The 15,122-nt window shown below is 43.6% G+C and carries 12 protein-coding genes; 9 read left to right on the top strand and 3 right to left on the bottom strand.

Translation table 11 applies throughout. The annotated features are described in order from the left end of the window. Positions 1-41: 41 nt before the first annotated feature. The 9 genes from ftsZ (BM308_RS03085) (at position 42) to BM308_RS03045 (ending at position 11,732) form a co-directional block, all read left to right on the top strand. Positions 42-1,409 carry a cell division protein FtsZ gene (gene ftsZ, locus BM308_RS03085; RefSeq protein ID WP_074942824.1) on the top strand — a complete coding sequence of 456 codons (1,368 nt, stop codon included), beginning with the start codon at positions 42-44 and terminating at the stop codon, positions 1,407-1,409. 332 nt (positions 1,410-1,741) lie between these two features. Then, positions 1,742-2,779, top strand: coding sequence for an ABC transporter substrate-binding protein (locus BM308_RS03080; RefSeq protein ID WP_177214405.1), 1,038 nt, complete (start codon positions 1,742-1,744; stop codon positions 2,777-2,779). A gap of 15 nt (positions 2,780-2,794) precedes the next feature. Then, positions 2,795-3,883: an ABC transporter substrate-binding protein gene (locus BM308_RS03075; protein ID WP_074942822.1), complete on the top strand. Its 1,089-nt coding sequence runs from the start codon at positions 2,795-2,797 to the stop codon at positions 3,881-3,883. A gap of 213 nt (positions 3,884-4,096) precedes the next feature. Continuing rightward, positions 4,097-5,308 (top strand): cell division protein FtsZ, encoded by a 1,212-nt coding sequence (gene ftsZ / locus BM308_RS03070; protein WP_074942821.1) that lies wholly within the window; start codon positions 4,097-4,099, stop codon positions 5,306-5,308. Positions 5,309-5,554: 246 nt separating this feature from the next. Next, positions 5,555-6,490, top strand: a complete 936-nt coding sequence (gene lpxC / locus BM308_RS03065) for a UDP-3-O-acyl-N-acetylglucosamine deacetylase (protein ID WP_074942820.1) — start codon at positions 5,555-5,557, stop codon at positions 6,488-6,490. Positions 6,491-6,502: 12 nt separating this feature from the next. Then, positions 6,503-7,045 carry a 1,6-anhydro-N-acetylmuramyl-L-alanine amidase AmpD gene (gene ampD / locus BM308_RS03060; RefSeq protein ID WP_074942819.1) on the top strand — a complete coding sequence of 181 codons (543 nt, stop codon included), beginning with the start codon at positions 6,503-6,505 and terminating at the stop codon, positions 7,043-7,045. Between the two features lie 22 nt (positions 7,046-7,067). After that, positions 7,068-9,626, top strand: coding sequence for a bifunctional aconitate hydratase 2/2-methylisocitrate dehydratase (locus BM308_RS03055; protein WP_074942818.1), 2,559 nt, complete (start codon positions 7,068-7,070; stop codon positions 9,624-9,626). Between the two features lie 209 nt (positions 9,627-9,835). Next, positions 9,836-10,795, top strand: a complete 960-nt coding sequence (mdh, locus tag BM308_RS03050) for a malate dehydrogenase (RefSeq protein WP_074942817.1) — start codon at positions 9,836-9,838, stop codon at positions 10,793-10,795. 202 nt (positions 10,796-10,997) lie between these two features. Then, positions 10,998-11,732 (top strand): tetratricopeptide repeat protein, encoded by a 735-nt coding sequence (locus BM308_RS03045; RefSeq protein ID WP_083425420.1) that lies wholly within the window; start codon positions 10,998-11,000, stop codon positions 11,730-11,732. A 32-nt stretch (positions 11,733-11,764) separates the two neighbouring features. Here BM308_RS03045 and BM308_RS03040 read toward each other — a convergent pair whose 3' ends face one another. The 3 genes from BM308_RS03040 to BM308_RS03030 are packed head-to-tail and all read right to left on the bottom strand — an operon-like array spanning position 11,765 to position 15,100. Continuing rightward, positions 11,765-13,096 carry an MATE family efflux transporter gene (locus tag BM308_RS03040; protein ID WP_074942816.1) on the bottom strand — a complete coding sequence of 444 codons (1,332 nt, stop codon included), beginning with the start codon at positions 13,094-13,096 and terminating at the stop codon, positions 11,765-11,767. 18 nt (positions 13,097-13,114) lie between these two features. Continuing rightward, positions 13,115-14,245 carry a M20 family metallopeptidase gene (locus BM308_RS03035; RefSeq protein WP_074942815.1) on the bottom strand — a complete coding sequence of 377 codons (1,131 nt, stop codon included), beginning with the start codon at positions 14,243-14,245 and terminating at the stop codon, positions 13,115-13,117. A gap of 9 nt (positions 14,246-14,254) precedes the next feature. Next, complete coding sequence (locus BM308_RS03030; RefSeq protein ID WP_074942814.1) at positions 14,255-15,100, bottom strand: MetQ/NlpA family ABC transporter substrate-binding protein; 846 nt, start codon at positions 15,098-15,100, stop codon at positions 14,255-14,257. Positions 15,101-15,122 lie beyond the last annotated feature (22 nt).

Here is a 15,122-nt window from a genome sequence, read left to right as displayed (position 1 = left end):
ATTGGTATGATTTAGAAAAGATTTTTGCAGAGAGAATAAAAATGAGCGATTTTCGTGTTGAGTCAGTAGCAAATGCAGGTGCAGGAACCACTATTACACCATCAGGTTCCTGTGTTATTCGTGTATTAGGTATCGGCGGTGGCGGTGGTAACTCACTGCAGCATATGATCAATGAAAGCCTGTCTGGAGTTGAATTCATTGCCGTTAATACAGATTCACAGGCTCTGGTTAACTCAACCTCACCTCTAAAGGTTCAGATTGGTGTTAAATTAACCAACGGTTTAGGTGCAGGATGTGATCCTAACAAGGGCCGCAAGGCTGCAGAAGAGTCAAAGGAAGACATCAAGAAATTGATTCAGGGCTCAGACATGGTATTCATTACCGCTGGTATGGGCGGTGGTACCGGTACCGGTGCAGCTCCTATCATTGCAGAGATTGCAAAGGAGACTGGTGCTTTAACTGTTGCTGTTGTAACCAAGCCATTCAAGTTTGAAGGCAAGCGTCACATGGTAAATGCCGAGTCAGGTATTACCGAGCTTTCAAAACACGTAGATTCTCTGATTGTTATCGATAATGACAAGCTTCTAAAGAATCTTGGTGCAAATATTTCTATCGTTAATGCTTTCAATGCTGCTAACGACATTCTGTTAAATGCAGTTAAGGGTATTACCGATGCAATTACCAACCCAGGCTTCATTAACCTTGACTTCGCTGACGTTGTAACCGTAATGCGCGGTCGTGGTCATGCAATGATCGGTAACGGTGTTGGTCAGGGTGCAAACTTCGTTGAGGACGCAGTTGACAGAGCAATTCATTCACCTCTGATTGAGCAGGTTGATATCAAGTCTGCTGCAGGTCTGTTAGCTAATGTTCGTGTAAATCCAAACTTCCCAATTACCAAGTGGGAGGAAATCTGTAACGCTATTCAGTCATATGCTGATGAGGAAGCAGATTGCAAGTTTGGTATGAGCTTTGATGAGTCAATCTCTGAGGATCAGGTTTCAATTACCATTCTGATCACCGGCATCAGCGCAACTGATACCAACAATCCAGCCAACAAGGCTCGTTCTCAGATTGCCAAGGGGGCAGCAGAGGCTGCTAAGCCAAACTTCTTTGGTAACATTAACAGCGGCAATAACAACTTTGGTTTCCAGCGTCAGAACCCTCAGCCTATGCAGAATCAGGCTCCTCAGCCTCAGATGAATCAGCAGATGGATAATTCTGGATTCTCACGTCAGCACCAGCAGAACGGCTTCTCCGGTTTCGGTTCAGCAAATCAGGAACCATCCTTTAGAAATGTTAACGAAATTGCTGAGGTACCAGTTGATACCTTTGGCAAGAGCCCAGTAGAGGATTCAAAGGATGATTTATGGAATCTTCCTCCAATCCTTCGTTCTAAGTCAGAATAATAAATAACCAGAGCTTAACCTGGTTAAAAGGTTCCCTTTCCGTTCAGGTCTGGGAACTTTTGTTTTTGAACTGTATTATTTTTAGATCTGCGCACTTTTTTCTCCCATTTCTGAAATTTCCTTTCCTAGTTTTTTGATCTTTTCTGCAAAAGTCATAACTTATAAATATTTCATCTTTTCTTTATTTCTATACTTAGTTAGATGCGGGAGATTTTCCGACCTATAAGCATATCTTCAATAAATACATTTAGTTTCTAGGGGGCGTCATGGTTTCCTGTCTGTTAAGGATTGTTTTTGGCGTTATTCTGCTGTTTTTTAGTACGATGCAGGTTATGGCTTTCGACCTGCCAAGAATCAAGGTCACCATGCTGATGGAGCATGAGGGCTTTTTAATGTGGTATGCAGTAAAGCAGGGGTATGATAAGAAGGTTGGAGTCAATATCGACCTTACCATCCTGGATACCAACGGTATCGATATAATGAACCGTCATCGTCAGGATCCTAAAAGCTGGGATGTAACCTGTGTCACCAGTATTCCTCTGATTGTGGGCTCAAATCAGATGCCTCTTGAAATCGTTGGTATCGCCAATGATGAGTCAAATACCACCGGTATATATGTACAGCCTGACAGTGATATCTTAAAAGAAAAGGGCTGGAACGAGGATTATCCTGAAATCTACGGTTCTCCTGAAACCATCAAAGGCAAGACTTTTGCTATCAAGACTCTGACCTCTGGTGCCTTCATGCTGGTTAAGTATCTGGAAATTTTTGATATGGACTTCTCTGACGTTAAGGTTGTTGATCTTGCCGGTAAGGATGCAATTTTAGCTCTGGAAAACGGAAAGGTTGACGGTATTGCGCTGTGGTCTCCTGATACCTATCTTGCTGAAAGAAAGGGCATGAAGCAGGTTGCAACCGCTGATGATGTTGAGGCTGAAATTCCTCTGATGTTTATGGTGGATAAGGAGTATACCGAGGATCATGAGGATGTGATTGCAAAGATGCTTGCCGCATACCTTCTTGCTGTTGAAAAGCAGATTGAAAATCCTCGTTCTCTAACCAAGGATTATCAGAAGTTCTTAAGACAGTATTCAACCTATGAATTCTCCAAGGAGTTCTGTGAGTATGACATTCTTCGTCATTCTGTAATTCCGCTTGAAACTCAGCTGAAACTTTTTGAGAAGAAGGGTGCGGGAAAAAGCTCAATTCAGAAGCTTGAGACAAATATAGCAAGTAGTCTGATGCTGATTCTGTATGACAGTCATACCAACGACTTTACCATGACTTCAAGGCAGGTTAAGAATCCGCGATTTATTACAGACAAATATCTAAAGCAGGCCCGACGAATCCTGTCTAATCTGAAGAAATAGTTTGGAGAGCTTGATATGAAAAGGTTTATCGCGAAATTTGTAGGCGTTTTTGTTCTGCTTCTAAGTTTTGTCTGTAGTGCATCAGAGCTCCCAAAGGTTAAGGCCACCTTTCTTTTAGAGCATGAAGGATTTCTTCTGTGGTATGCTGAGCAGCAGGGATGGGATAGGAAGCTGGGCTTTGAGCTGGATTTAACCATTACCAACTACAATGGACTTGCGATTATGAAGCAGTATCGTAAGGATCCAACCTCCTGGAATATCTCCTGCACCGGACACGTTCCTTTTATCATGGGCGGCAAAGATGTATTTGTGGAAGTTATCGCCATTGCCAATGACGAAGCTGCTGCAACTTCAGTTCTGGCTATGGAGAACAGTGAGATCTTCAAGACCCAGGGCTATGATGAGTATTTCCCAAAGGTCTATGGCACACCTGAGGCAATCAAGGGTAAGACCTTTGCGATTAAAGGTGTTGGAGCCGGTATCTACACACTTGCAAGATGGCTTGATATCTTCGGGCTGGACCTGCATGATATTAAGATGATTAAATTCCCTGATTCGGATATTACCGGTGAGCTTCAGAAAAACAAATACTACGGACTTGCACTGTGGTCTCCTGATCTGAATGATGCCTTAAAGGTTGGCTATAAAGAGGTGGTTACCGCAGAACAGCTTGGTGAAGTTCTTCCAACAACCATTAAGGTTAATGAAGCCTTTGGACATGCAAATCCTGATCTGGTGGCAAAGTTTCTGGCCATGTATTTCAAGGCACTGCAGCTTCAGATTGATAATGTCGAATCCCTGGTTGATGATTACCAGCTTTTCTACAAGCAGCTCTCTGGAAAGGAGTACACCAAAGAAGAGTGTCTTGAGGATCTGAAGAAACATCATGTAACTTCTCTTGACGAGCAGATTAAGCTGTTTGATCATCAGGGTAACCGCAGAAGCTGGATACAGAATCTTGAAAAGGATTTGACCAGCAATACGCTGATTGTGCTGAAGTCTCTGGATACAAACGATGTGCAGATAAGTAACCGCATCAAATCCCAGAAATACATCAACAATGAATACATAAAGCTTGCAAAGAAATATTTCGACCAGCTTTAAAGCTCTCGCCACCACTTCAAAAAAGTGGTGGTGTCGTTTATGGGCTCCGTGTTTTTGAGGGCAGGAGACTCAAAGATCGCCTTAAAAGGGCATTTTTAGAGTATTTTTAACAAAAGTTTGATATTACTCAATTTTTTTCGTAAGTGAACTATGTCTGTTTTAAGACTTGAGTGCTACTATTGAAGTATAAGTGGATTTTTTTTGGAGATTGCCATGAGCGACGATTATTCAGTACTGGATTCTACTGAAACTAATAAAATTTATAACGCTAAAATTATCGTTGTTGGTGTAGGTGGCGGTGGCTGCAATACCATTCAGCACATGATTGATAATGATCTGAAGAATGTTGAATTCATTGCAGTAAATACTGATGCTAATTCTCTGACCAGATCAACCTCCGATATTAAAGTTCAGATCGGTGTAAAGCTGACCTCAGGTCTTGGTTCAGGCTGTGATCCCAACAAGGGTAGAAAGGCAGCTGAAGAGTCTGCAGAAGATATCAAGAAGCTCCTGCAGGGCGCAGACATGATCTTTATTACCGCCGGTATGGGCGGTGGTACCGGTACCGGTGCGGCTCCAATCATTGCCCAGATTGCAAAGGAAGTCGGGGCTCTGACTGTTGCTGTGGTTACCAAACCATTTACCTTTGAGGGTAAACGTCATGCTGTAAATGCCGAGTCAGGTATCACTGAGCTTTCAAAGCACGTGGATTCTCTGATTGTTATTGATAATGACAAGCTTCTGCGTAATCTTGGAGCCAACATTGCCATCATCAAGGCTTTTGAGTGTGCAAACGATGTGCTTTTAAATGCTGTAAGAGGCATTACTGACGCTATTACTGTTCCTGCCTTCATCAACCTTGACTTCGCTGACGTGGTTACCATTATGCGTGGCAGAGGCCATGCCGTTATCTGCAACGGCTTTGGTAAAGGTCCTAACATGGTTGAGGATGCTGTTGACAAGGCAATCAATTCTCCTCTGGTTGATCAGGTAGATATCAAGTCAGCCTCAGGTGTGATGGCTTATGTGAAGATCAATCCGAACTTCCCGATTATCCAGCTGGATAACGTCTGTTCCGCAATTCAGGCTTATGCCGATGAGGATGCTGACTGCAAGACCGGTATCTTCTTTGATGAGAACTTGGCAGAAGATGAGGTTTCTCTGACTCTGCTGATTGCAGGTATCAGTGCTGTTGATCCTAAGAAGCCTGCCAATATGGCAAAGCGCGAACTGAGAAATCTGAATGAGCGGGAGGCTAACAAAGCTGCTATGTTTGCTGATAATACCATACAGAATCAGACCTTAGCTCAGACAGCCAATACCAAGATTTTCGAGGGAGGTGGAATCAATCCTCAGGATAATCAGGGGCAGAGCTCCGATGCCTGGAATCTTCCTCCTATCTTAAATTCAAGAAATGAATTTTAATCCGTAGGGTCAGCGTCAGCTGACCCTTCTTTTTGGGTAAGAGCTAAAGTGGAGGATGAATCTTAAACATGTAGAATACAGAAAGATGAATGTTAACAGAACGTTGGAAATACTGCTAAGTTATCGCTAAGGGATGCATCCTAAGATGTGTGACAGTGAAGTTCGAGATATAAAATATTCTTTGACGAGTTTCACATATCTGAAAGATGTACTATAATTACACTCAGAAAATTGTGAGGTATTTTGATGATCAATCAGCGTACAATTCTAAAGCCAGTATCCATGACTGGTATCGGTTTACATTCAGGTGCTAAGGTTGAGGTGGCTTTCAGACCAGCTCCAGCAGATACCGGTATTGTTTATACAAGAACCGATCTGAATCCTAATGTTACAATGAAATGTACAGCGGATAACGTTAAGGATACTCAGCTGTGTACCGCACTGGTAAATGATTCCGGTGTCCGTATTTCTACCGTTGAACATCTGACTGCCGCACTTTCTGCTTTAGGTATTGATAATCTGTTTGTAGATGTTAATGCCCCAGAGATTCCTGTAATGGATGGTTCAGCTCAGCCATTCATTTATCTGTTTGCTTCCATCGGTATTCAGGAACTGTCTGTTCCTAAGAAATTCCTGCGTGTAGTCCGCAAGGTTCGCGTTGAGAATGATGGCAAGTGGGCAGAGCTTACTCCATCAGAGAGCGGCTTCAATCTTGATTTGCAGATTGACTTCAACCATCCTGCAATGGACAAGGACAAGCAGCATTATGCCATGTCCTTTACTGGCGAGGCTTTTGCTCGTAACGTTTCAAGAGCAAGAACCTTCTGCTTCATGAGAGATGTTGAGTATATGCACGCTCATAATCTGGCCTTAGGCGGTTCTTTAGAGAATGCTGTGGTTATGGATGATCACAGAGTTATCAACCCAGAAGGCCTTCGTTATGAGGATGAGTTTGTTAAGCACAAGCTTTTAGATGCAATCGGTGATCTGTACATGGATGGTCACAGTATTCTTGCTAACTTCAAGGCTTACAAGACCGGTCATGATCTGAACAACCGTCTGCTCAGAGCTTTACTGTCCGATTCATCAAACTATGAAGTAATTCAGTTTGCTGATACTCACAAAGCTAAGTCTCATGTTATTAACTTTCTTGACACCAAAAAGACTTTAACCGCCTTCTAAAAGGAGGTATCTGTGTTTCAAATCAAGTCAGGATGGCTATATTCTGACGATATAAACATCCGTAAAGTCCCTGTTGACAGGTTTGGAAAAAGACCTGAAGGGATTAAAATCTCTCTTATCGTAATTCACTGTATTTCTCTTCCACCTCGCCAGTTCGGCGGTCCCTACGTTGATGACATTTTCAAGGGAACTTTAGATCCAGACGCTCATCCTTACTTCAAGGAAGTTGCTCATCTTGAGGTTTCAACTCATCTTTTCATCAACCGTCAGGGCGTAATCACTCAGTACGTATCCTTCCTGGACAGAGCCTGGCACGCAGGCAGATCATCATATAATGGGCACAAAGAGTGCAATGATTACTCAATTGGTATCGAACTTGAGGGCTGTGATGATCTTGAATACACTATAGAGCAGTATTCAACTCTTAAGGAAGTAATTGCTGTCCTTAAGGAAACCTATCCGGATATTGGAAACAATATAGCCGGACATAATGAAGTAGCACCAGGCAGAAAAACCGATCCGGGTAAGTTCTTTGACTGGAGCCAGATACGATAATTACTACAGGTGTACCGCTTATATGGAAAAGTATTTAACTGAGTATTTTGAGCAGGCCAAAGAGCGTGCTCGTCTTGGTGTAGAGCCTCTGCCTTTAAATGCAGATTTTACAAAAGAGCTCTGTGAGCTTTTAAAGAATCCTCCAGTAGGTTCAGAGAATGAACTGCTGCACCTTTTAAAGGACAGAATCAATCCTGGTGTAGATGAGTCATCTGCTATCAAGGCTGAGTTCCTGTACAACATTGCATCCGGCAAGGCAGTAAGTCCGATTATGGACAAGACTCTTGCTGTAAAGCTTTTAGGAACCATGAAGGGCGGCTTCAATGTAGGTTATCTCATCAAGCTGCTTGAAGACTCAGCTATGGCCCAAGAGGCTGAAAGTGCACTTGAGCATACTCTGCTTATCTACAATGCCTTTGATGAGATTGCAGATCTTGCTGACAAGGGCAACTCCAATGCCTTAAGCCTGATTAAAAAATGGGCTGATGCCACCTGGTTTACTTCAAAAGACAGTTTCCCATCAAAGGTGACTCTGACCGTATTCAAGGTTGCAGGTGAAACCAATACCGATGATTTCTCTCCTGCTCCAGATGCCTGGTCACGTCCTGATATTCCTCTGCATGCACTTGCCATGTACAAGATGTCACGTGATGATCTCAAGGCTGATGTGGAAGGCGTTAAGGGCCCTGTTTCTACTATCGAAGAGCTTAAGAGCAAAGGTTATCCACTGATTTTCGTAGGTGACGTGGTTGGTACCGGCTCCTCAAGAAAATCTGCTGCAAATTCTCTTTTATGGCATATCGGTCATGATATTGAAGGAGTACCTAACAAGAGAGCTGGCGGTATAGTTGTTGGTGGCAAGATTGCCCCAATCTTTTACAATACCTTGGAGGATTCAGGTGCTCTGCCTTTAGAGGCTGATGTATCCAAGCTAAACCGCGGTGATGTGGTTGATCTGAACGTATACGACGGTACCATCACAAGCCATGAGAGCGGTGAGGTTCTATGCAGCTTCGCACTTAAGACTCCTACTTTATTAGATGAAGTTCGTGCCGGCGGTAGAATTCCTCTGATTATCGGCAAGGATCTGACTGACCGAGCAAGAGCCTATCTGAAGCTTGGTCCAACTGATGTATTTGCTAAAGCTTCAGAGGTTAAGGCCTCAGGCGGCTTTACCCGTGCCCAGAAGATTGTCGGTCGTGCCTGCGGTGTTGAAGGTATCCGCCCAGGTCAGTACTGTCAGCCTGTAATTACTACTGTAGGTTCTCAGGATACTACAGGTCCTATGACCCGTGATGAGCTGGTGGATTTAGCCTGTCTGAAGTTTACCGCTCCAATGGTTATGCAGTCCTTCTGTCATACTGCTGCCTATCCTAAGAGTGTTGATGTTAAGACCCACTCAACTCTGCCAAAGTTTATCCACTCACGCGGCGGTGTTGCTCTAAATCCTGGTGACGGTGTAATCCATACCTGGCTTAACAGAATGTGTCTGCCTGATACCGTAGGTACCGGCGGTGATTCTCATACCCGTATGCCTTTAGGTATTTCCTTTGCTGCAGGTTCCGGTCTGGTTGCCTTTGCTGCTGCTACCGGAATTATGCCTCTGGATATGCCTGAGTCTGTACTGGTTAAATTTACCGGTAAGCGTAAGGCTGGTATCACACTTCGTGATCTGGTTCACGCTATTCCTTACTTTGCAATTAAGAAAGGTCTTCTGACAGTAGAGAAGAAGGGCAAGAAGAACGTATTCTCCGGCAAGATTATCGAGATTGAAGGTCTTGAGGATTTAAGCGTAGAACACGCCTTTGAGCTTGCCGATGCTTCAGCTGAACGTTCCGCTGCAGCCTGTGCTATCAAGCTCTCTCAGGCATCTGTCGAGAAATACCTGAAGTCAAATATTGCTCTTTTAAGACAGATGGCAAAGGATGGCTACGAGTCAAAGGATGCTCTGTTAAAGCGTGCTGATGCTATGCAGCAGTGGCTTGATAACCCATCTCTGATTGAGGCTGATAAGGACTGCTCCTATGCTGAGGTTCTGGAAATCAACCTAGACGAGATTAACGAGCCAATCCTGTGTGCTCCTAATGATCCTGATGATGCAAGACTACTCTCTGAGGTTGCTGGCACCAAGATTGATGAAGTCTTCATCGGCTCCTGCATGACCAATATCGGTCATTACCGTGCTGCTGCCGAAATCTTCAGGGACTTAAAGAGTGAGGCTAAGGTAAGACTGTGGATGGCACCTCCAACCCGTATGGACAGACAGCAGCTTTCAGATGAAGGTTTACTGTCAATCCTGGGCAAGGCCGGCGCTCGTATTGAGATCCCTGGCTGTTCACTGTGTATGGGTAATCAGGCCCGTGTTGCAGATAACGCCACCGTGATTTCAACTTCAACCCGAAATTTCCCTAACCGACTCGGTAATGGTGCAAATGTGTTCCTTGGAAGTGCAGAGCTTGCTGCAGTAACCGCAAAACTGGGAAGACTGCCATCAGTTGAAGAGTATTTTGACAGCACCAGATGCCTTGATGGAAAGGAAGACTCAATATATTCTCTGTTGGATTTCTCCAAGGGCGAATAATCTGTAGTTTTTGGTGCAGCCTATTATACAAAATGCAGAGGTATGCTCTATATCTCTGCATTTTTCTATTAATATCACATAATCACGTTGTATACTGTGCAGATTAAACAAAGACTATTTCGTGTTTGGTATAATCACGGAATACACAAAAATTTTTATTTATGACGTAGACGTAGTTTCTACCTTTTTCATTTTGTTAGGAGTAACACATGAAAGTTGCAGTTTTAGGTGCAGCAGGCGGTATTGGCCAGCCTTTATCAATGATTTTAAAGAATTCATTACCAGCAGGTTCAAAGTTAGGTTTATTTGACGTTGCACCATTTACCCCAGGTGTAGCAGTTGATCTAAGCCACATCCCAACAGACGTTGAAGTTCAGGGTTACACTGGCGATGATCTTCCAAAGGCTTTAGAGGGCGCTGACGTTGTTGTAATTCCAGCAGGTGTTGCACGTAAGCCAGGTATGACCCGTGATGATCTGTTCAACATCAACGCAGGTATCATTGCTAACTTAGTTCGCAACTGTGCACGTGTATGTCCAAAGGCATGCATCTGCATCATCACCAACCCAGTTAACTCAACTGTACCTCTAGCAGCTGAAGTTCTAAAGGCTGAGGGTGTATACGACAAGCACCGTCTATTCGGTGTTTCAGCTCTTGACGTTCTACGTTCAGAGACCTTCTTAGCAGCTGAGCTAGGCATTTCTAACCAGAGAATCCTGGTTCCAGTAATCGGCGGTCACTCAGGCACCACCATTATCCCTCTATTATCAAAGGTTATCGGTCACGAGAAGATTGCTGACGACCGTATCAAGGCTCTAACCGATCGTATCCAGAACGCTGGTACTGAGGTTGTTGAGGCTAAGGCTGGTGCTGGTTCAGCAACTCTATCAATGGCAACTGCTGGTGCACGTTTTGCTCTTAAGGTTGTTAAGGGCTTAATGGGTGAGCCAGGCGTTAACGAGTACGCATACGTTGAAGGCGGCTCAAAGGTTGCTCCATTCTTCGCTCAGGCAGTTCGTTTCGGTAAGAACGGTTGGGATGAGGTTATCGACTACGGTACCGTTTCAGAGTTCGAGCAGAAGTTAATTGACGAGGCAGCTCCTCAGTTAGCAACCAACATCAAGAAGGGTGTTGATTTTGCTCAGAAGTGGTTATCAGAGAACAAGTAATCTCAAATCCATTTAGAAAATGATTTAAAGGGCGATACTTAAAAAATTAAAGTATCGCCTTTTTTATTTCTAAATTTTTTTAGGATCCTGCCGTAAATATATATGGGACAAGAGTAGCGCAGGTTTTCAGAGTGATCTGAAGATTTGACTTTGTATATATGTTCTATAATTAAATAATAACGTTAAGCCAAGGAGGAACCCAATGGTTAAATACTCTAAGTTTAGTGCAATCGCACTGGCCCTTGGCTTAGCTATCTATTCCTATTCAGGAGAAGTTTCTGCTGCCAAGTATGAGGTCGTGACCTCAACCAGAGCCATGGTGGCACGAGATACTCTGGCAAACATCGATTTCAGCGGTCTCACCAATGCAGCTCCTAATGCCAATACTGAAATGTATTCTCCTGACAAAATGAATTCCATTATTGAAAACAGCAGACTTGCTGCTGTTGTAAGAGATCAGGACCGCTGTCAGTTCACCGCCGATATTGAAGATCGTGCCCGTATTGTTAAAGTCCCTGTATTCATGTATGCCTGGGGTCAGATGCTGATGAACGGTATCTGCGTTCGAGAAGATAAGGAACTTGGCTTAGGTTACATCAGACATTCAGCTGATGACGGTTATGCTCCTGCAATGATGCAGATGTCGGTATTCTATGAGCGCGGTTCCGGTATGGGTAAGAGTCTTAATATGTCTGAGCAGTACATGCATACTGCTGCAGCTTTAGGTTCGAAGACCGCCAGATTGAACTGGGCTGATATGCTGGTTCGAGGCTTTGGCTCTCCAATCATGTATGAAGAGGCTTATGGCTGGCTTTATCACTGTGACTTTGATGATGAGTATTCCAAGGCTAAAAAGCTATATCTTCAGGAGCAGCTCAAAAAGTTTCTTCCTCCAAATGTGGTTGCCAGAAATGAGGCTTTTGCTCCGGATTTCTAAATTACCTCCGAAAAAAGCTAAGAAGAGGCCTGCTATATTGCAAGTCTCTTTTTTTCGTACAGATAAGCAGCAAACATAATTGAAAAGCCTACAATCCAGCCTATAGGCATGATGGCACAGACCCCTATATAGGCGAATTTCTCCAGCAGCAGATCAATTATGAAAAAGCGCAGGCCAAGCTCAAAGAAGCTTGAGATGAGAGGGTATCTGGCAAGACCAAGTCCCAACAGTGTATTCTTCAGAACCATGATCATGCCGAAGAAGATATAGAAACACACATAGACGTATAATGTCTCCTGTGCGAGTCTTATAATCGTGAGGTTGTTACTTTCAATGAAAACCTCAATGAGGGGCTTAGAGAACAGTAATACCAGCGCTGCCAGAAATACGGTGATTCCGATATTGAGTATAAATCCCTTTTTAACACCGTCGGTTATTCTCTGATAATAGCAGGCTCCATAGTTCTGTGCTGTAAAGACAGATATTACCGAACCTAGGGCAATATAAAGCTGGGTGAAGATCTGATCAACAATAATCGCTGTGGCAAAGGCTGCTACAGCATTGGTTCCCAGACGATTGATACCGCTCTGCAGAACGAGAGTACAAAGAGATATCACACATAGCTGCAGTCCCATAGGAATTCCAATCCTGATGTGCTTAAAGAAAAAATCAAATCTGAATCTGAAATCCTCTAAGGACAGTCTTAATTCTGGAAATCTTCTGTGAATATAGATGTAGCAGAGAATGTCAGAAACTGTCCAGGCTACAACTGTGGCATAGGCGGCACCGGCAATTCCCAGCTTGAAAACCAGGATAAAGACCAGGTCAAGACATAGATTTAAAACCGAGGAGATAATAAGAAAATAAAGCGGAGTCTTACTGTCTCCCAATGCTCTCATGATGCAGGCTAAAAGATTGTATAGAATCAGTGGTAGAGTTCCTGCCACGATTATATACATATAGGTATGTGCCAGCTCCATGATTTCTTCCGGAGTATGCAGCAACCTCAGTATACGGTAGGAGAGGGGAAGAATCAGAAGGGTTACTCCTATGGCGATGATAACCGAGAGAATGGTTGAGATGGCATAGGATTTTTTTATGAGATCATAATTCTTCTCGCCGAACTTCTGGGCGGTTACAATCGTAAAGCCCTGAGTGGAGGCAAAGATAAAGCCGAAAACCAGAAAGAATATTGGACCGGTGGCGCCACAGGCAGCAAGAGCATCAAGTCCAATGATTCTGCCCACGATTAGCATATCGAAGAAATTGTATAACTGCTGAACACTGTTGCCGATGATAATCGGAATAGCGTAGACAATTATCGATCTGTAGATATTGCCGCGGGTCAGAATGTCTGAATGCATGTAATCCTACTACTGTTTCTACTGATTTTTGAGCTCATAAAACCTGGTCATAATATTCTTGAGCCAGGCAACTGAGGTGTTCACTGAATCAATATCCAGCCATTCTCTGTCAGTATGACAGTCACCGCCAATCGGACCGAAGGAATCTAAAACCGGAAGTCCGCACTGGGAGATATGATTGCCGTCTGATACACCACCGGATGACTGGAAGGTACACTTAAAGCCGACCTTCTGGGCAGATTCACTTACAATCTTTTTGAGATCATCTATACCATCAACCATAATCATTGGTGGATTTAAGACCAGAATCTTATATTCGGCTTTTATATCCTTACCAAATGGTTTTTCAAATTCAGCCTTGAACTTGCTAAAGAAATCTTCCCACTGCTCGTTGGTCCAGAAACGGACATCAATTCGTGCACTGCATTCCTGAGCAATTGCATTGGCAATGCTTCCTCCCTGAATAGTACCGAAATTAACGGTAATATCTTTGGTGGCAAGAGAATTGATTCTGAAGATACAGTTGGCCATGGCGTTAATGGCACTTCTTCCCTTTTCAGGACAGAAGCCTGCATGAGCACCTACACCGTGCATGAAGACATCAATGTGGGATATACCTTTGCGTCTTTCGGTTATAAGTCCGAGTTTTTCCTGTGACTCAAAGACCAGGGCATAGGTTGATTTTTTTGCATAGGAATCAATCCATGGGGTTGAAGCAGGACTTCCTATCTCTTCATCTGGATTGAAAAGAACTGCTATTGAAAGTGAGTTCAGAATTTCCTTTTTCAGGGTACATAAGGCAAAAAGAATAGCAAGACAGCCATTCTTCATGTCGGCTACGCCTGGGCCGTAGGCTATGCCTTCTTCAATTCTGAAAGGTCTCTCCTTTGCGGTTCCTTTGGCAAAAACTGTATCAAGATGTCCTGACAGCAGCAGATCATAATGTTCTGCACCTGGTTTATTGGTGGCAAACATTCCATGGCCAACCTTATCACCAAGGTCAACCTCTTCAACATGAAAACCGCTGTCTTTGAATAGATTGCAGAAAATACGGCAGACAGTGGTAACTCCCTCAGGATCAGTACTGCCGCAATCGATATTGACTACCTTTTCGAGTGCTCCAAGGTAGTCTTTAAGATTTAAGATCATGCGTTGGCTCTATTTAACAAATCCGCCCTTAGCGCCTGCCCATGCAGGAAGGAAAGCGCCCTTGTAAGCCTCAAGAATGGTGTCGGCAACAGCATCAGTCTGGTAAGCCTCTACAACCTTCTTGAGATCAGCATCGTTTGCTCTGTCCTTTTTAGCTGCAATTACGTTGATAAGCACAGCTGCAGCTGGATTTACCTTAGGATCTATATTTTCCTGATAGATTGAATCGGTGCTTGGATTCAGCTTTGCTGTGTATGCATTGCCACCGTTGATTAGAGCAGCACTTACGTCAGGAAGAATTCTGGCCAGAATACCTGACTCAGCTTCACGAATCTTAATCTTCTTAACGTATTCGGTGATATCAGCCTTGGTTGGTGTGTAACCCTTAGCAGGATCAACCTTGATTAGACCTGCAGACTCCAGAACCTTAAGGGCACGGCCGCCGTTGGTTAAATCAGATGGAATAGCAATGATATCGCCATCCTTGATATCCTCAACAGATTTAATCTTATCCTTGTTGTTGAAGATGCAAAGAGGGGTAATAATGGTGTCGCCGATATCTACAATTTCGTAACCGTTGCGTTCGATGTCATTCTTTAGGAATGCCTTGTGCTGGAATGCATTCAGATCGATTTCACCATCATGCAGAGCGCGGTTTGGAGTAGCATAGTCAGAATATCTAACCAGCTTAACCTTCAGATTATCCTTCTTAAGAATCTCATTTACGGTATCCCACTGTGCAACATAGTCGCCAACAACGCCTACCTTAATCTCTTTTAGATCAGCTGCATTTGATGCAAAGGCTGTAACTGAAAGCACAGATGCAAGAAGGATTGATTTGAAATTGAATCTCATATTTTTACCCTATATTTACTGA

Origin of the sequence: Succinivibrio dextrinosolvens (assembly GCF_900116345.1) — a bacterium.
Taxonomy (GTDB): Bacteria; Pseudomonadota; Gammaproteobacteria; order Enterobacterales; family Succinivibrionaceae; genus Succinivibrio; species Succinivibrio dextrinosolvens_B.
Note: the sequence above shows the minus strand (reverse complement) of the source record. Positions and strands in the feature narration are given on the sequence as shown.

Excerpts from the sequence above, each read along its gene's own strand:
- ftsZ (WP_074942824.1), top strand. The coding sequence starts at position 42 with ATGAGCGATTTTCGTGTTGAGTCAGTAGCAAATGCAGGTGCAGGAACC.
- BM308_RS03080 (WP_177214405.1), top strand. The coding sequence starts at position 1,742 with ATGGCTTTCGACCTGCCAAGAATCAAGGTCACCATGCTGATGGAGCAT.
- ftsZ (WP_074942821.1), top strand. The coding sequence starts at position 4,097 with ATGAGCGACGATTATTCAGTACTGGATTCTACTGAAACTAATAAAATT.
- BM308_RS03045 (WP_083425420.1), top strand. The coding sequence starts at position 10,998 with ATGGTTAAATACTCTAAGTTTAGTGCAATCGCACTGGCCCTTGGCTTA.
- BM308_RS03075 (WP_074942822.1), top strand. The coding sequence starts at position 2,795 with ATGAAAAGGTTTATCGCGAAATTTGTAGGCGTTTTTGTTCTGCTTCTA.
- mdh (WP_074942817.1), top strand. The coding sequence starts at position 9,836 with ATGAAAGTTGCAGTTTTAGGTGCAGCAGGCGGTATTGGCCAGCCTTTA.
- BM308_RS03030 (WP_074942814.1), bottom strand. The coding sequence starts at position 15,100 with ATGAGATTCAATTTCAAATCAATCCTTCTTGCATCTGTGCTTTCAGTT.
- lpxC (WP_074942820.1), top strand. The coding sequence starts at position 5,555 with ATGATCAATCAGCGTACAATTCTAAAGCCAGTATCCATGACTGGTATC.
- BM308_RS03055 (WP_074942818.1), top strand. The coding sequence starts at position 7,068 with ATGGAAAAGTATTTAACTGAGTATTTTGAGCAGGCCAAAGAGCGTGCT.
- BM308_RS03035 (WP_074942815.1), bottom strand. The coding sequence starts at position 14,245 with ATGATCTTAAATCTTAAAGACTACCTTGGAGCACTCGAAAAGGTAGTC.
- BM308_RS03040 (WP_074942816.1), bottom strand. The coding sequence starts at position 13,096 with ATGCATTCAGACATTCTGACCCGCGGCAATATCTACAGATCGATAATT.